This window comes from Paucibacter sp. B2R-40 (genome assembly GCF_025717555.1).
In the GTDB taxonomy this organism is placed as follows: domain Bacteria; phylum Pseudomonadota; class Gammaproteobacteria; order Burkholderiales; family Burkholderiaceae_C; genus Paucibacter_A.
Window position 1 is genome coordinate 257,615 of sequence record NZ_JAJIRP010000001.1, and the last position, 17,027, is coordinate 274,641.

15 protein-coding genes are annotated in these 17,027 nt (G+C 60.8%); 3 read left to right on the top strand and 12 right to left on the bottom strand.

Annotated features, from left to right (window positions below; translation table 11 throughout):
- Window positions 1-25: 25 nt before the first annotated feature.
- The 4 genes from LNV09_RS01105 to LNV09_RS01120 form a co-directional block, all read right to left on the bottom strand.
- On the bottom strand, window positions 26-418 hold the full coding sequence (locus tag LNV09_RS01105; RefSeq protein ID WP_263555223.1) for a DUF3597 domain-containing protein: 393 nt from the start codon (window positions 416-418) through the stop codon (window positions 26-28).
- 90 nt (window positions 419-508) lie between these two features.
- A complete protein-coding gene (locus LNV09_RS01110; protein WP_263555224.1) occupies window positions 509-1,090 on the bottom strand; it encodes a cob(I)yrinic acid a,c-diamide adenosyltransferase in 582 nt (193 codons plus the stop codon).
- Window positions 1,091-1,181: 91 nt separating this feature from the next.
- On the bottom strand, window positions 1,182-1,439 hold the full coding sequence (locus LNV09_RS01115; protein WP_263555225.1) for a hypothetical protein: 258 nt from the start codon (window positions 1,437-1,439) through the stop codon (window positions 1,182-1,184).
- 95 nt (window positions 1,440-1,534) lie between these two features.
- Window positions 1,535-3,043, bottom strand: coding sequence for an OmpP1/FadL family transporter (locus tag LNV09_RS01120; RefSeq protein ID WP_263555226.1), 1,509 nt, complete (start codon window positions 3,041-3,043; stop codon window positions 1,535-1,537).
- A gap of 142 nt (window positions 3,044-3,185) precedes the next feature.
- Between LNV09_RS01120 and LNV09_RS01125 the strand changes: the two genes are divergently transcribed.
- Entirely contained in the window at window positions 3,186-5,663 is a 2,478-nt protein-coding gene (locus LNV09_RS01125) for a penicillin acylase family protein (RefSeq protein ID WP_263555227.1), read from the top strand.
- Between the two features lie 7 nt (window positions 5,664-5,670).
- Window positions 5,671-7,053, top strand: a complete 1,383-nt coding sequence (locus tag LNV09_RS01130) for an FAD-binding oxidoreductase (protein WP_263555228.1) — start codon at window positions 5,671-5,673, stop codon at window positions 7,051-7,053.
- An 18-nt stretch (window positions 7,054-7,071) separates the two neighbouring features.
- Here LNV09_RS01130 and LNV09_RS01135 read toward each other — a convergent pair whose 3' ends face one another.
- From LNV09_RS01135 to LNV09_RS01155, 5 genes are all read right to left on the bottom strand, one after another.
- Entirely contained in the window at window positions 7,072-8,580 is a 1,509-nt protein-coding gene (locus LNV09_RS01135) for a SpoVR family protein (protein WP_263555775.1), read from the bottom strand.
- 132 nt (window positions 8,581-8,712) lie between these two features.
- Window positions 8,713-9,996 carry a YeaH/YhbH family protein gene (locus LNV09_RS01140; protein WP_263555229.1) on the bottom strand — a complete coding sequence of 428 codons (1,284 nt, stop codon included), beginning with the start codon at window positions 9,994-9,996 and terminating at the stop codon, window positions 8,713-8,715.
- A gap of 44 nt (window positions 9,997-10,040) precedes the next feature.
- A complete protein-coding gene (locus LNV09_RS01145) occupies window positions 10,041-11,963 on the bottom strand; it encodes a PrkA family serine protein kinase (RefSeq protein ID WP_263555230.1) in 1,923 nt (640 codons plus the stop codon).
- A gap of 313 nt (window positions 11,964-12,276) precedes the next feature.
- Entirely contained in the window at window positions 12,277-13,188 is a 912-nt protein-coding gene (locus tag LNV09_RS01150; protein ID WP_263555231.1) for a ParB/RepB/Spo0J family partition protein, read from the bottom strand.
- Between the two features lie 14 nt (window positions 13,189-13,202).
- Window positions 13,203-13,742, bottom strand: coding sequence for an RBBP9/YdeN family alpha/beta hydrolase (locus tag LNV09_RS01155; protein ID WP_263555232.1), 540 nt, complete (start codon window positions 13,740-13,742; stop codon window positions 13,203-13,205).
- Window positions 13,743-13,793: 51 nt separating this feature from the next.
- Here LNV09_RS01155 and argC point away from each other — a divergent pair, with 51 nt between their 5' ends.
- The gene (argC, locus tag LNV09_RS01160; protein WP_263555233.1) at window positions 13,794-14,735 is read left to right on the top strand and encodes an N-acetyl-gamma-glutamyl-phosphate reductase; all 942 of its coding nucleotides are present in this window, start codon (window positions 13,794-13,796) and stop codon (window positions 14,733-14,735) included.
- A 6-nt stretch (window positions 14,736-14,741) separates the two neighbouring features.
- Here argC and LNV09_RS01165 read toward each other — a convergent pair whose 3' ends face one another.
- From LNV09_RS01165 to rsmG, 3 genes are all read right to left on the bottom strand, one after another.
- Complete coding sequence (locus LNV09_RS01165; RefSeq protein WP_263555234.1) at window positions 14,742-15,533, bottom strand: GNAT family N-acetyltransferase; 792 nt, start codon at window positions 15,531-15,533, stop codon at window positions 14,742-14,744.
- Window positions 15,533-16,303 carry a ParA family protein gene (locus LNV09_RS01170; protein WP_263555235.1) on the bottom strand — a complete coding sequence of 257 codons (771 nt, stop codon included), beginning with the start codon at window positions 16,301-16,303 and terminating at the stop codon, window positions 15,533-15,535. Before LNV09_RS01170 ends, LNV09_RS01165 begins: the two co-directional genes overlap by 1 nt.
- A 63-nt stretch (window positions 16,304-16,366) precedes the next feature.
- Window positions 16,367-17,020 (bottom strand): 16S rRNA (guanine(527)-N(7))-methyltransferase RsmG, encoded by a 654-nt coding sequence (gene rsmG, locus LNV09_RS01175; protein ID WP_263555236.1) that lies wholly within the window; start codon window positions 17,018-17,020, stop codon window positions 16,367-16,369.
- Window positions 17,021-17,027: the final 7 nt, after the last annotated feature.

Genomic DNA, 17,027 nt, shown 5'->3' on the forward strand with positions numbered 1-17,027 from the left:
CTCATATGCCGAGCTAGTAAAAAAATCAGCTCAGCAATTCAACCGGCACATCGCCGCCGTTGTCCGCCAGCTTTTGCAGCACGGTCTTGTGCAGCCACATATTCATCTGCGCCGAGTCGCCCATCTTTTCGGCCGGGCAGCCGAGTTCGGTGGCCAACTCTTTGCGAGAGGCCAAGCTGCTGTCCAGGTCCAGCAACTTCATCAGATCAACGATGGAGACTTTCCAGTTCAGTTTTTCGGCGTGTGCCGCAGCCAGACTGTCGAGTTGTGCGACCACATCAACGACCGAAATAGCGACCGGCGCGACTTCGACCACGGCGGGGGCTGCTTCGGGGGCGGCGGCTACCGGCGTTTCGACTGCTGCTGCAGGCTTGGCGCCGAAGCCGAGCTTGCTGAGGATATTGCTGAACATTCCCATTTGAATCATCTCCCTGAGTTGAATGGTCGGGCCAGTTTGGCCGTCCAAGGCGACAGCAATATGACTGCCTCGGTCAGTCTAATTGAAAGTTTAGGCGTCGGCGTCCTGGCGCTGCAGGCGTTCGCTGTGCCAATAGACATCGTCGCCACCCAGGCCATCCAGATTGGCCCGGTTCAACACGCGAGCCAGTACGAATAACAAGTCAGATAAGCGGTTCAGGTATTGGCGCGGCGCGGCGTTGATAGTCTCCTGCGCGGCCAGGGTGACGACTGCGCGTTCGGCGCGGCGCGCCACGGTGCGGCAGACATGCGAGATCGCCGCGCTGCGTGTGCCGGCCGGCAGGATGAACTCCTTCAGCCGAGGCAGCTTCTCGTTGTAATGCGCCAATGCCTCATCCAGACGCAAGACGGCATCCATCTTCAGCAGCTCATAGCCCGGCATGCAGAGTTCGCCGCCGAGGTTGAACAGCTCATGCTGTATGGTGATCAGCAACTCGCGCACATCGGCCGGCAGCGGCTCAGCCAAGAGCACACCGAGGTTGGAGTTCAATTCATCCACGTCACCCATCGCCTGCACGCGCAAATGATCTTTGGGTACGCGGCTGCCGTCGCCCAGGCCGGTGCTGCCGTCGTCACCGGTGCGGGTGGCTATTTGAGAGAGTCGGTTGGCCATGGCTGCTGCGCAATATGAAGTTCAGGAATGGCCGGCATCTTGCCTGAACTTGGCCGGGCCTCCGATTTGCCGGGCTCAAGGCCCGACGGCTTCAATGCCTTTTGCCCGAGCGGTGGATTTCTGGCTTGTGATGGGCGGGCTGTTGATGCTGTTCGGCATGGTGCAAGTCGCGCGGTGCTTCGCCGAATTCGGCGGCGGCCTTGGTGACCGGGATTTCGCCCTTTGTTTGGGCTGACTTTTCGAGTGCGTCGCGCCCGATCGCCCGCAGCAGATCCCAGCGCATCACACCGGCCACCGCCAGCAGCAAAACCACAATCAGTGCGAGCCAGCCAAGATCGATTCCGAACATGCGTATCTCCAGACAATTTTGATACTTCATGCTCGCACCGCAGCGAGCCAATTACAAGGGCTAACCGTCAAGCTGCGGTGAATTCAAGGCTGAATTCAGAACTCCCGGTTGTACTGGATGCCCAGCAATGCGGAGCTCAACTGGTAGCGGCCACGCACGGTGGCGCAGCTTGAGGTGTTGCCGCTGGGGTTGCAGATGGCCGATCCAATCGCGTTGGTTTGCCCGCCGTTGTCGAAACTGTTGACCTGGCTGTCTTTGACATGCACATAGCTGAGCGCAAAGTCCACGGAGCTCTTGTTGTCAAGCTTCCAGTTCAGACCGGTCGACACCCAGGCGCGGTCGTTGTCGGGCAAGGACGGTGTACGAGTTCTTTGGCTGACCGGTGACTGATCGAAGGCCAAGCCGCCACGCAGCTTGATGCTGTCGTTGAGCAGGTAATTGACACCGAAGGAGGCGCGGAAGGTATTGATCCAGCCTTCAGGCGTCAGCGAGTCCGGCAGCTGGTTGGCGAAATCGATGCGCAATTCTTTAAAACGCGAATGACGGGTCAGCGTCAGATCCCCCATCACGGCGAGCTTGTTCTCCTGCTTGAAGAAGGAGAAGGACAGCGACTCGGGCGTGTCCACCTTGAGGCTGGCGTCGCTGTCGGTATAGGCGGCCAGCAGGCGCGCTTCAACCTGTGAGCCAGCACCGGGCAGCGCGCCATTCAATAGAGCGGCGAGATTGCCGGCGGGTGTTTTGACGTTCCACTTTGCTTCGCCTTCAAGCCGGTTCTTGATCGAGGAGCGATAGGCGAGGCCAAAGCGGGTGTTTTCGTCGTACTGGTACATCAGGCCGAGGTTGAAACCAAAGCCCCAGTCATCGCCTTCGACCTTGACGCCACCCGAGTAAAGCGGGTTGCCGGAGACTTGCTTGATCAAGCCGCTGAGCTTGTTGATGACGGCGGCGCGCACGACCTCGATCGGCACGCCGGGCTGGGCGTTCGCGGCCACTTGCTGCTCCACCACCAGGGCCAGCGCCCCGGAACCGAAGTCGGCGCCCTTGCTCAGCTTGCCTTCAATGAACTGCGCGGTGAGGCCGGCGCCCAGGCTCAGCTTGTCGTTCAATTTGTAGGCGATCGAAGGGTTCAGCGCGATCGTCTTCAGCTCGGTGCCGATGGAGTTGTAGCGGCCGGTCCAGTCGGGCTCGTACTCGCTCTTCGAGCCGAAGGGCACGAACATCGCAAAGCCGGCCGACAAATCCTTGTTCAGTTGATAGGTCAGGTAGGCGTGAGGAACGGCGGTGGTCTTGACGAATTTTCCGCCATTGCCGCCGCCGGTGGGCAGATTGAATTGCGTGGTGCTGCCTTGGTCGGTGTACTTGCCGTCTGGAATCACCACATTGAGCACGCCAGAGGCATTGATGCCCTTGAGCCGCGTCATGCCGGCCGGGTTGTAGAACAGCAGCGAGGCATCGCTGGCTTCGGCAGCGTTGGCATTCGCCGTGCCTTGGGCGGCGGCAGACTGGGTGCCGAAGTGGTAGCCGGAAGCGAGCGCGCTGCTTGCACAGAGGCTGGCCAGCAATGCGGCGCTCAGCGAGGAAGCGGTAGTAAGGGCATATCGCATAAGGTCTCCGTTGTTTTTGAGGGTTGACCACGCTGGCCAGGCCATTGCGTTTGATGATAGCCTGACCATCATATTGATCGGGTCGCAACTTGGTGATTAGACTGCCATGCCCGGTAGTTGAAAAAGCTAAAAGGAGACAGGTATGAAGAAACGTCAGTTGAAGGCAACGGTTTGGCGGCTGTCGCCGCTTTGTGCCCTGATGAGCAGCGCCGTGCTGCTGAGCGCCTGTGGCGGTGGTGACACCGACCCGACCCGGCCCGAAACACCTGCCGTGGCGAGCTTCGCCGCCGAGATTCGCTACACCAGCTATGGCGTGCCGCACATCAAGGCGGATGATTTCAAGGGCGCCGGTTATGGTTACGGTTATGCCTTTGCCAATGACCATATCTGCCTGTTTGCCCAGGAAGTGTTGACGCTGCGCGGCGAACGCTCGCGTTACTTCGGAGATGTTGACGCCAAAGGCGTGCCCATCACCTACCTCGGCCAGTTTGGCGACTTCACGCCGAATTTGGCCTCGGACTTTTTCTACAAAGCCTTGATGACGCCGGCCCAGGCCACGGCGCTGAAGGCCGGCGCAGGCCCCGAGATTCGCGAGCTGGTGACGGGCTTTGTGGCCGGCTACAACCGCTTTTTGCGCGACAAGGGCGCCAATGGCCTGCCCAGCGATTGCAAGGGTGCAGTCTGGGTCAAACCGCTGAGCGAAGACGAGGCCTATTTCCGCTTCAGCCAGGCGGCAATGGCGGGCAGCTCGCTGCAGTTCATTGCGGCCATCGGCGGCGCGCAGCCGCCCTTGGTCAAGCCGGCTGGCGCGGCCCCGGTCTTGAGTGCGCGCGCCTTGAAGTCCAAGGCCACGCAGTTCGCCGTGCTCAATTCACCGCTGGTGCGAAACACCCATTGGCTGCAAGAGCATGTGATCGGCTCCAACGGCTATGGCCTGGGCAAGGGCGTCACGCAAAGCGGCGCCGGCATGGTGCTGGGCAACCCGCATTTCCCTTGGTGGGGCGCGCTGCGACTGCATCAGCTGCATCTGACGGTGGCGGGTAAATACGATGTGATGGGCGCCACGCTCTTGGGCTCAGTTGTGCCCTTGATCGGCTTCAACAAGGATGTGGCCTGGACGCACACCTTCTCGACCGATAACCGTTTCACATTGCATCAGCTCAAGCTTGACCCCACGGACGCTACTCGTTATGTGATGGACGGCGTGTCCAAGCCGATGACCCAATCCAAGCTCACTGTGCAGGCGCTGCAAGCCGACGGCTCGGTCAAGACCATTGAGCGCACCATGTACGCGACCGAGTTCGGCCCCATGGTCAATGACGGCGCCACTTTTGCGTGGGGCAGCAGCACGGCCTATGCGATTCGGGATGCCAATTACAGCAATTACAAGTTGCTCGATCAGGCCTTGCTGAATGGCAAGGCCAGCAGCGCCGAAACCCTGCAGACCGCCTTGGCCACCTATAACGCCATGCCCTGGGTCAACACCATGGCGGCGGATAAGAACGGCAAGGCCTTGTATGCCAATTACTCGGTGGCCGCCAACGTCAGCGATGCGCAACTGGGCGCCTGCGTCAACAGCCCAACGGGGCAGTTTTTGCTCGCCACGCGTGGCCTGGTCTTGATGGATGGCAGCAAGTCCAGCTGTCAATGGACCGGCGCGATTCCCAGCGCGCAGCGGCCTTTTGTGCTGCGCGATGACTACATCGTCAACGCCAATGACAGCCACTGGTTCCCGAGTGAGCAGACGCGTTTGAGCGGCTATCCCAAGATCATCGCCACTGGCCCGGATGCCGAGGGCATGGTTCAGGGTGAACGTACTCGCACCGGCCATGTGCAGGTGCTGGACCGTGTCGCCGGCAGCGATGGCCTCACCGGCAAGGGCTTCACGCTGGCCAATCTGCAGCAGGTTTACCAGAAGAGCCGCTTCTTCAAGGCCGAGATGTGGTTGGATGAATTCTTGGCCGCGACTTGCGCCGGCGGCGCGCCCAGCGCCAAGGACAGCAAAGGCAATACGGTTGATCTCAGCAAGGCCTGCGGGGTCTTGAGCATCTGGAAGAAGACCGAAGGCCTGGTCGACCCAGGTTCGCTCTTGTTCCGCAAGCTCTATGAGTTGTCGGGTGAATTGAAAGAGGCCAGTTATTGGCGCGTCGCCTACGATCCGGCCGACCCGATCAAAACGCCGCGTGGTTTCAACACCAGCAATACCAAAGCCGCGATGCTGCTGGCCGATGCGGTGCAGTGGTTTGCCGAGCAGAAGATGCCGCTGGAAGAGGTCAATGCGCGCCGCCAGGTGATCGTGCGTGACAGTGCGCCGATCTCCATTCCAGGCGGGCGCTACACCTTCAACAATGTGCGCGGCAATCTGAACGCAGGGCTCTATGGTGACCCGGTTTATGGCAATAGCTATATGCAGTTCGTCACCTTTGACGCCAATGGTCCGGTCGCCGAAGGCCTGCTGACTTATTCGCAGTCCACCCATATGTTGTCGGCGAATTTTTCGGATCAGACCAAGCTCTATTCGGACATCTATCTGAAGGGTGCCAAGTGGCCCAAGCTGCCGTTCAGCGAGGCAGAAATCAAGGCCGACCCGGCCTACCGGACTATGTCCATCAGCGAGTAGCTCTGCAATGAAGGCTGCGCTTCCTGAGGCGCTGCTGCGGGCCCTGCAGCAGCGCTTCGGTGAGCGCTGCAACACCACGATGGCCATGCGCGAGCAGCATGGTCGGGATGAGTCGCCGTTCGACGTCGCACCGCCCGACGCGGTGGTGTTTGCCGAGTCGGCCGACGAGGTCGCCTTCGTCGTCGGCCTGGCGCATCAGCAGCGAGTGCCCGTCATTCCCTACGGCGCCGGCAGTTCGCTGGAAGGGCATTTGCTGGCGGTGCAGGGCGGCATCAGCCTGGATGTGTCGCGCATGCAGCGTATCTTGCAGGTGCATGCCGAGGATCTGACCGTTACCGTGCAGGCCGGCGTGACCCGCAAGCAGCTCAATGAAGAGCTGCGCCATCAAGGCTTGTTCTTCCCCATCGACCCCGGCGCCGACGCGACCTTGGGCGGCATGGCCGCGACCCGCGCCAGCGGCACCAACGCCGTGCGCTACGGCACGATGCGCGAGAACGTACTGGGCCTGCAAGTGGTGACAGCCTCGGGCGAGGCGATTCGCACCGGCACGCGGGCGCGCAAGAGCAGCGCCGGCTATGACCTGACGCGCCTGTTCGTCGGCAGCGAGGGCACCTTGGGTGTGATCACCGAGCTGGTGCTGCGCATCTACCCGCTGCCCGAGGCGGTATCGGCGGCGGTTTGCTTCTTCCCCAGCATTGACGCGGCGGTGCAGACCGCCATCCAGATCATCCAGGTCGGCGTGCCGATCGCGCGTTGCGAGCTGCTCGACGCGCATGCGATCCGTGCGGTCAATGCGCATGACAGATTAGGTCTGCGAGAGTTGCCGATGCTCTTGATGGAGTTTCACGGCAGCCCGGCAGGTGTCGCCGAGCAGGCGCAGCTGGTGCAAGAGATCGCGCGAGACTTGGGCGGGGAAGACTTTGATTGGGCAACTACGCCGGAAGCCCGCAGCAAGCTGTGGGCCGCCCGCCATCACGCTTATCTGTCGGGCCTGCAGACCAAGCCCGGCTGCCGCAGCGTGACCACCGACGTCTGCGTGCCGATCTCGCGCCTGGCCGAGATCATCGAGGCCTCGGTTGCCGAGGTCGAGGCGACAGGCCTGGCCTATTTCATCGTCGGCCATGTCGGCGATGGCAACTTCCATATGGCCTATCTGATTGACCCTTTGATACCGGCCGAGCGCGAGACGGCCGAGCGCTTGAGCCATCAAATGGTGGCGCTGGCCCTGCGCCTGGAAGGCACTTGCAGCGGCGAGCACGGCGTCGGCCTGCACAAGCAGGGCTTTTTGATCGAGGAGGCGGGGGCGGGTGCGGTGGCTCTGATGCGCAACATCAAGCAGGCGCTGGACCCGCACAACATCATGAACCCGGGCAAGATCTTTTCGATTTGAAATGACGTGGGGCTGGCTTCAAGCCGGCGGTGCCGCCACCGTCCAACGCTTGCTGACCTCGCCTCGGTCATCAACGCTCTCCAATTGCACGCCAAAACCCCACAGCCTGGCCACATGCTTGAGCACTTCCTGCGCGCTGTCGTGCAAGGGCCTGCCCATATGCTGGGTGTGGCGTAGGGTCAGTGAGCGATCACCGCGCAAATTGACGTTCCAGACCTGGATATTGGGCTCGCGTGTGCTCAGATCGTATTGACGCGACAAGGCCTCGCGCACATGCTGATAGCCGGCTTCGTCGTGGATGGCAGAGATCTCGTATTCGGATAATTTTTCGTCATCCAGGATGGAAAAAAGGCGGAACTCACGCATCAGGTTCGGGCTCAGGTATTGGCCGATAAAGCTTTCATCCTTGAAGTTGCGCATCGCATGATCGATGGTGGGCAGCCAGTCGCCGCCGGCGATATCGGGGAACCAGCGCCGGTCTTCTTCGGTCGGCTTCTCGCAGATGCGCTTGATGTCGGTATACATCGCGAAACCCAGCGCATAGGGATTCAGGTTCGCCATCGGCTGCTGCGCCACCACATTGGTGTGCGACTTCAGCCATTCGATCATCATGCCGTCGCTCAGATAGCCGTCGTCATACATTTGATTCAGCAGGCGGTGGTGCCAGAAGGTGGCCCAGCCCTCGTTCATCACTTGCGTCTGGCGCTGCGGGTAAAAGTACTGAGCGATCTTGCGTACGATGCGCACAATTTCCCGCTGCCAGGGTTCCAGCAGCGGCGCGCTCTTCTCGATGAAATAGAGGATGTTCTCCTGCGGCTCATCCGGGAAGCGCTGGGCCGCAGCGGCCTCGGCGGCTGCGTCAGCACGCTTGGGCAGGGTGCGCCAGATGTCATTGATCTGCTGCTGAGCATGAGCCTCGCGGTCGGCCACGCGGCTGCGCTCTTGCGCCAGCGAGAGCTTGGCGGGGCGGCGGTAGCGGTCAACCCCGTAAGACATCAGCGCATGGCAGGAATCGAGCACTTGTTCGACCTGCGAAATGCCGTGGCGCTGCTCGCATTCGGCGACGAAATTCTTGGCATAGACGAGGTAGTCAATGATGCTGGACGCATCGGTCCACATGCGGAACAGGTAGTTGCCCTTGAAGAAGCTGTTGTGCCCGTAGCAGGCGTGCGCGATCACCAGGGCCTGCATGGCCATGGTGTTTTCTTCCATCAAATAGGCGATGCAGGGGTCGGAGTTGATGACAATCTCATAGGCCAGGCCCATCTGGCCGCGCTTGTAATTGCGCTCGGTGGCGATGAACTCTTTGCCATAGCTCCAGTGGCGGTAATTGACCGGCATGCCGACCGAGGCATAGGCATCCATCATCTGCTCAGCGGTGATGATCTCCAGCTGATTCGGGTAGGTGTCCAGGCCGTAGCGTTCGGCGGTGGCGCGAATGACGTCGTGGTATTCGTCGATCAGGCCAAAGGTCCAGTCGCTGGGCGAGGGCAGGGGGCTGGCGGGCCGGGGGCCGGCCGGCTTCATTTCCTTCAAGGCCGGTTTGCAACGGCGCCCGCCATAGTCATCGGTGCTGGGGGCAATCGCGCGGTGGCGGCGGTTTTCGATGTCGGTCATGTCAGCCCCTTATGCCTTGATGTAGCGGGTGAGTGCAGGCACTCACTTAGCTGAACTTTCCTTCTTGAACAGATCCCGGAATACCGGATAGATTTGCGAGACTTCGGTGGCCTTGCGCATCGCAAAGTGGCGCACCTCCTGGCTGAGTTTGCTGTATTCGTCCCAGAGGTTTTGCTCCTGCTCGGCCACTTGCACATAGGCAAAGTAGCGGCACAGCGGCAGAATTTTGTCGGCCAGCAGTTCACGGCAGCGGCCGCTGTCGTGGTGCCAGTTGTCGCCGTCGCTGGCCTGTGCGCCGTAGATATTCCATTCGCTTCGCGGGTAGCGGGACTGGATGATTTCTTCCATCAAGACCAAGGCGCTCGACACCACGGTGCCGCCCGTTTCGGTGGCATGGAAGAAGTTTTGTTCATCGACTTCTTGCGCCTGCGTGTGGTGGCGAATGAAGACGACGTCGATCTTCTCGTAATGCCGGGTCAGGAAGAGATAGAGCAGGATGAAGAAACGCTTGGACAGATCCTTGCGGCCCTCGTCCATCGAGCCCGACACATCCATCAGGCAGAACATCACCGCGCGGCTGGTCGGCACCGGCACGCGCACCCGGTTGCGAAAGCGCAGATCGATCGGGTCAAGAAATGGGATAGCCTTGAGCCGCTGGCGCAGATGATTGATGCGCGCCTCCGTCTCCAACAACATGCGTTTAACCTCGTGGTCGGCCTGATTCTCATGTTTGAGCATGGCCAGTCGCTCTTCCAACTCCAGCAACTCGCGCCGCTTGTCGGTGCCCAGGGCGATGCGCCGGCCAAGCGCTCCGCGCATCGAGCGCACGATGTGCAGATTGGTCGGGTTGCCGTCGCCGGTGTAGCCGGCGCGGTGGGTCTTCCATTCGGGCGTGTCGGCGAGTTGGGTGCGCTCCAGATTGGGCAGGGCCAAGTCTTCAAAAAAGACCTGCATGAACTCCTCGCGGCTGAGGTGGAAGACGAAGTCGTCGTCGCCCTCACCGGAGTCGCTGGCCTGGCCGCCACCTTGACCTTGGCCGCCGCCCTTGGGCTTGGCGACGCGGTCACCTTTGACATGCTCAGTATTGCCGGGCCGCACTACCTCGCGCACACCGCCGTCACCATGGCCAAATACAGGCTCGCTCAAGTCCTTTTTCGGAATGTGCACATCCTCGCCACGCTGCAGATCGCGGATGCCGCGGCCATCGACGGCGCGCCGCACGGCTTCGCGCACCTGCTCTTTGTGGCGCTGAAGGAAGCGCTCCCGGTTGCCTATCGACTTGTTCTTGCCCGACAGGCGACGGTCGATGATTTGTTGTAGTGCCATGGCGCTCACGAAGTTTTGTATGTCCTCTTGAGGTGAGTCCCTAACTACGAACTTTTGCGCACCCTCAAATACCACTCACACAGCAGCCGCACCTGCTTGGCCGTGTAGCCCTTGTCGACCATGCGCTGGACGAAGTTCTCATGCTTTTTGGCTTCGTCCGCGCTGGCTTTGGCGTTGAAGCTGATAACGGGCAGCAACTCCTCGGTGTTGGAGAACATCTTTTTCTCGATCACCGTGCGCAGCTTTTCATAGCTGGTCCAAGACGCATTTTTCCCGCCATTATTGGCGCGCGCACGCAGTACGAAGTTGACGATCTCGTTGCGGAAGTCTTTCGGGTTACTGATGCCGGCGGGCTTCTCGATCTTCTCCAACTCGGCGTTCAGGGCCGAGCGGTCAAACACTTCTCCGGTGTCGGTGTCGCGGTATTCCTGATCCTGAATCCAGTAATCTGCATAGGTGACGTAGCGGTCGAAGATGTTCTGCCCATACTCGCTATAACTCTCCAGATAAGCGGTCTGAATCTCCTTGCCGATGAACTCGGCATAGCGCGGTGCCAGATTCTCTTTGATGAAGCCGACGTACTTGGTTTCGGTCTCGGTCGGGAATTGCTCGCGTTCGATCTGCTGCTCCAGCACATACATCAGATGCACCGGGTTGGCAGCCACCTCGGAGGAATCGAAGTTGAAGACCTTGGAGAGAATCTTGTAGGCGAAGCGGGTCGAGATGCCGCTCATGCCTTCGTCGACGCCGGCGTAGTCGCGGTACTCCTGGTAGCTCTTGGCCTTGGGGTCGGTGTCCTTCAGGCTCTCGCCGTCATAGACCAGCATCTTCGAATACAAGGACGAGTTTTCCGGCTCCTTCAGGCGTGTCAGGATGGCGAACTGGCTCATCATCTTCAGCGTCCCCGGTGCGCATTTGGCAAACACCAGCGAGGAGCCGCGGATCAGCTTCTCGTAGATCTTGACCTCTTCGCTAACGCGCAGACAGTACGGCACCTTGACGATATAGATGCGGTCCAGGAAGGCCTCGTTGTTCTTGTTATTGCGGAAGGTTTTCCATTCGCTCTCATTGCTGTGGGCCAGCACGATGCCGTCGAAGGGGATGGCACCGAAGCCTTCGGTGCCTTTGTAATTGCCCTCCTGCGTGGCGGTCAGCAGCGGATGCAGCACCTTGATCGGCGCCTTGAACATCTCAACGAATTCCAGCAGACCTTGGTTAGCCAGGCAAAGGCCACCGGAGTAGCTGTAGGCATCCGGGTCGTCTTGCGAAAAGGTCTCGAGCTTGCGGATATCGACCTTGCCGACCAGCGAGGAGATGTCCTGGTTGTTCTCGTCACCCGGCTCGGTCTTTGAGATGCCGACCTGCTTGAGCACGCTGGGGTAGCGCTTGACCACCTTGAAGCGGCGGATATCGCCGCCGAATTCCTCCAGCCGTTTGACTGCCCAGGGGCTCAGGATGCGGTTCAGGTAGCGGCGCGGAATGCCGTATTCCTGCTCCAACAAATGGCCGTCCTCGGCTGCGTCAAACAGGCCCAGCGGCGACTCATTGACCGGCGAGCCTTGCAGCGCATAGAAGGGCACTTGCTCCATCAACTGTTTCAGGCGCTCGGCAATCGAGCTCTTACCGCCGCCGACCGGACCCAGCAAGTAGAGGATCTGCTTCTTTTCTTCCAGGCCTTGGGCCGCGTGGCGGAAGTAGCTAACGACTTGTTCAATCGCCTCTTCGAGCCCATAAAACTCCGCGAAGGCAGGGTAGATTTTGATCGTCTTGTTGGCAAACAGACGCGACAGCCGCGTGTCATTGCGGGTGTCAATCATTTGGGGCTCACCGATGGCCTGGAGCATGCGCTCGGGCGCGGTAGCGTAGGTGATGGGGTTGCGTTTGCACTCGGCGAGGTAATCCTCCAGCGAGAGTTCTTCAACGCGAGTGCGCTCGTAGCGAGCGGTGAAACTGCTGATCACGTCCATGCTGAGCTCCTGTCAAGCCCCGTCCAAACCAAGGCACCCGTTTGCCTTGGGATTTCAGGGAAGTTGTGATGGCGTCCCGGCCGCGACCGCCTGTCGAAACAGGGGCGTCATCAGAGCTTTCCGTGCATTTCTTTCGTGCTTCTCAGCCTTGAACAGAGCTTGCTACTTGAGCGCGCAAGTCAAACCAAGAATAAGCCTGCACTTGAGGTGCTTTCAAGCATATTCAAGTGAGCAGCCTTGGCTCAATGCTACGCCGATTTTGCTTGGCGCGGGGGGCATGACCTGACCCCCAAACCCTAGGAGCTTTTGCTGCTTATTGAGGGCCGCGCAGCCGGTCGATCAAACCGTTGAGCTCGTCAAGCGATGCAAACTGAATGGACAGTTCGCCCTGTTCGCCGCGCTTGGTGCGCTTCTTGACGCGGACTTCGACCACTGCCGTGAGCAGATCCGACAACTCTTCTTCCAAGCGTAGCAGGTCGCGGCTCTTGTCGTTCTTGGCGCGCAGCAAGGTTGTTTGGCGGCCCACACCTTGGCGTGCGACCATTTTCTCGGCCTCGCGCACGCTGAGTTTTTTGGCCGCAATTTCGGTCGCGCAGGTGATCTGGTGGGCGCCGTCCAAGGGCAGCAGCGCGCGAGCGTGACCCATATCAATATCGCCGGCCATCAGCATGTTTTGCACAGGCTCCACCAGTTGCAGCAGACGCAGCAAATTGCTGGCGGCACTGCGCGAGCGGCCGACCGCTTGCGCGGCTTGCTCATGCGTCAAATGGAATTCGCTGACCAGGCGCTGCAGGCCCTGCGCTTCTTCGAGTGGGTTGAGGTCTTCGCGCTGAATGTTCTCGATCAAGGCCATCGCGGCGGCGGCCTCGTCGGGCACCGCTTTGACCAGTACCGGCACTTCGCGCAGACCGGCCAATTGTGCGGCGCGGAAGCGCCGTTCGCCGGCGATGATCTCGTAACGCACCTCGCTCAAGTCCGAAGGCGGTTTGATCGGCCGCACCAGAATCGGCTGCATGATGCCTTGCGCCTTGATGCTCTCGGCCAGCTCATACAGCGAGCCCTCATCCATGCGCGTGCGTGGCTGATACTTGCCGGCCTGCATCTGCTCGAGCCGCAAGGCGTTAGGGGCGCCTTCGCGGGCTGCTGCTGCGTCTGAATCGCTGACGGTGGGGCCTAAGAGTGCTTCCAAGCCGAGGCCGAGGCCTTTGAGTTTTTTGGTGACCATCTTGCAATTGTCCCTTACTCGAGCAAGCCCGCCAGCAGCGCTTGGCCGGCGGGCCAGTCGCCGAGCTTTGAGGCCGTGTTCAGGTGCCCCAACGGCCCTGCCGCGACCAGTCGACAACCCCAATTGGCGGCCATCTGCGCGCCTCGCTCGAAAGCACAAAAAGGGTCATCGCTGCTGATCACGGCGATCGAGGGGAAGGGCAGACGCTGGCGGCGAATGGGCCGCCAGTTATGCAACTGCGGCGGCATATCAGCCGCCTCGGTGTCGGGCGGTGCCACCAGCAGCGCGCCGCTCACGCGATGACCATGCTTCGAATGCTCCGCCCAGCTGGCGACCAATTGGCAGCCGAGCGAATGGGCCACCAGGACGGCCGGGCGCTCGTCGGCCAGCAAAACTTCGTCCAGGCGCGCCATCCAATCGCCGCGCCTCGGCCAGTCCCAGTCGGCCTGTTCGACCCGCTCGTAGCCAAATTTCTGCTCCCACAGGCTTTGCCAATGTTCAGGGTCGGAGTTCAACCAGCCGGGCAGTAAGAGGACGCGTCGCAGGTCTTTCATCGGCTTGCCTTAAGATTTCGGTTCTTTGAATTTGATTGTGCTGGAGAGATCATGACTTACGCTGTTTTTGTGGACGGACAAGAGGGTACGACAGGGCTGCGTATTCATGAATATCTGGCGGCGCGCAAGGACGTGGAAGTGCTGCGCATTGACGCCGACAAACGCAAGGACGCGGCCGAGCGCGCGCGCTTGCTCAACGCCGCTGACGTGGCTTTTCTGTGCCTGCCCGACGCTGCTTCACGTGAAGCAGCCGCGATGATCAGCAACCCCAATACCTGCTTGATCGACGCAAGCACCGCGCACCGCACTGTTCCCGGCTGGGCCTTTGGCCTGCCCGAATTGGCCAAGGGTCAGCGCGACAAGCTGCGTGCCGCCAAACGGATCTCCAACCCCGGCTGCCATGCCTCTGCCTTCATCCTGGCCTTGCGCCCGCTGGTGGACGCCGGATTGCTGAGCCCACAGGCGCTGGTTTCGGCCACGTCCATAACGGGTTACTCGGGCGGCGGAAAAAGCATGATCGCCGAATATGAGGCTGGCGGCAATGCGGCCCTGCAGGCGCCGCGCCCCTATGCGCTGGGGCTCGCGCACAAGCATCTGCCTGAGATGATGAATTACACCGGCTTGGCTCATGCGCCGGTCTTCATGCCTATCGTCGGCAGCTTCTACAAGGGCCTGTGCGTGAGCGTGCCGCTGCATCTGAGTCAGCTGCGCGCGGGCGCCCGCGCCGAAGATGTGCAGCAGGCCTTGGCTGCGCATTACGAAGGTGAGCGTTTCATCCGCGTGATGCCGCTGCGCGATGCGGCGACGCTGGAGAGCGGTTTCTTCGATGTGCAGGCCTGCAATGACACCAACCGGGTCGACCTGTTCGTGTTCGGCTCAGAGACCCAAATCCTGGTGATGGCTCGCCTGGATAACCTCGGCAAGGGCGCCAGCGGGGCCGCTGTGCAGTCGATGAACGTGCACCTAGGCCTCGATGAGGCTCTGGGTCTTTAAAGCGAACTAGGCCGCTGTATTTGCCGTGGCCGTTGTCGTGGCAGTCGCCGGGCTGCGGTAGTGGTAGCGGTAGGCGAAGCTGAAGCCCAGACGCGCGTAGACGCGCTGGGCCTCAAAGTTATCGGAGCCGACCTGCAAATAGGCCTCATGGGCGCCCTCGCTGCCGGCGATCTGCAGCAACTGTCGGCAGAGATTCAAGGCGCAGCCCTGGCCGCGCTGCTCGGGCGGCGTGAAGATATCAAACAGGCCAACGATGCCGCCTTCGCGTGCGAACTGGCCGCAGGCCAACAAGCTTGTGTCGGCGGCCCGCAAAGCAAAGCCTCGATAGGGCACCGGTGAAGCTTGCAGGCGCTCGGCGTGAGCGCTGATCTCTTCGGCACTGGAGGCTCGCAAATGGCCGACCAGTTGCGCGTAGGCCGGTGCCTCCAATGCTTGTAAAACTTGGCCGGCCGGGAGCTCCGCTGTGGCGGGCAGGGCGGGTAGGACCATCACATCGGCGGCGTCCGATGCCGGCCAGCCTTTGGCGGCCAGTTGCTCATCCAAATCGGACGGCTGGCTGTACGGCGTAACGCGTACATAGAGCGGTAGATGGGCCGCCGCAAATGCCGCTTGGCAACGCGCCAGCAATTCGTCCAAGGGCAGGCTGCCGGCGGCCAGCGCGTTGATGCAGCGCGAGCGTTTGGCCTTGCCGGGTGAGAGCCGGATCAACCAGCCTTCAATCAATTTCTCTTGCGGTGGGGCGCTGGCGTTCAACCCCGCCTGTTCGGCACGCTGCGCCAAGTCAGCGGCGCGCCGCATCACATGCTGCCGACGCGGCGCACCATTTCACGTGCGAATTCGACAAAGGATTGCGCTCCCTTGGAGGAGGGGTCAAACACGACGCCGGGCAGGCCATAGCTCGGCGCTTCGGCCAAGCGCACATTGCGCGGGATCACGGTGTCGAACACCTTGTCGCCGAAGTGGCTCTTGAGTTGATCGCTGACCTGGTTCTGCAAGGTGATGCGGGGATCGAACATCACCCGCAAGAGTCCGATGATTTGCAGATCGGGGTTCAGGTTGGCATGCACCTGCTTGATGGTATTGACCAAGTCAGACAGGCCTTCCAGCGCAAAGTACTCGCATTGCATGGGCACGACCACGCCATGCGCGCAACACAGACCGTTCAGCGTGAGCATCGAAAGCGATGGTGGGCAGTCGATCAGGATGAAGTCGTAGTCGTCCTTGACCGCGCTCAGCGCAGTCTTCAGGCGCCGCTCACGGCGCTCCAGCGACACCAGTTCTACCTCGGCGCCGGCCAACTCACGATTGGCGCCGAGCACGTCATAACCGGCTTTTTCGCTGTGCTGCTTGGCCTCGGCGACGCTGCTGGACTCCAGTAGCACGTCGTAGACGCTGAGATCAAGGGCGCGCTTGTCTATGCCCGAACCCATGGTCGCATTGCCTTGTGGGTCAAGGTCAACGACCAACACCCGCTGGCCGACCTTGGCCAGGCCGGCAGCGAGGTTGACGGTGGTGGTGGTCTTGCCGACTCCGCCTTTTTGATTGGCAACGCAAAAGATCTTGGCCATGTGCTCAGTATTTGTGGACGCTGACAGCTTAATCGCTGTGCCTGGCTATTTTGTTTAAGAGGCTCAGTTTTTTGGGCGAATCCAGATCAGGCAACGCTGGGCGTCGAGGCCTGGGACTTCCAGTTGTTCCACGTGAAACACATCGAGGTCAGCTGGCAAGGCGGCGATCTCGTCGGCAGGGTGTTGGCCCTTCATCGCCAGCCAGATCGCAGCTGGTTTCAGGTGCTGGCGGGTGAGGGTGGTGAAGTCTAAGAGCGAGGCGAAGGCCCGCGAGGTGATCAAGTCAAAGGCAGGCGTCTTCAAGGCTTCGACCCTGGAATGCACGCCATGCAGATTGGCTAGCTTCAACTCGGCCGCAACCTGGGTGATGAAGCTGGCTTTTTTCAGAACCGCATCCACGCAAGAGACGTCGATCTCGGGGTTGCAAATGGCGATCACCACGCCAGGCAAACCGCCGCCACTACCCACATCCATCAGTCGTAGTGCCTGACCGCCGGTATGCCTGCGCAGTGCCGGGAGCAAGCTCAGGCTGTCGATCAAATGGTGGGTCAACATCGCCTGCGGGTCGCGCAGCGAGGTCAGGTTGTAGACCTTGTTCCACTTTTCCATCATGGCCAGGTAGGCCAAGAGTTTTTCGATTTGGGCCTCGCTGAGTTCCAGTTGCAAGGTCGTTGCGGCGGCGACCAGGGGTGCGCGCAGGCTGGCAATATCAATCATTGTTGTC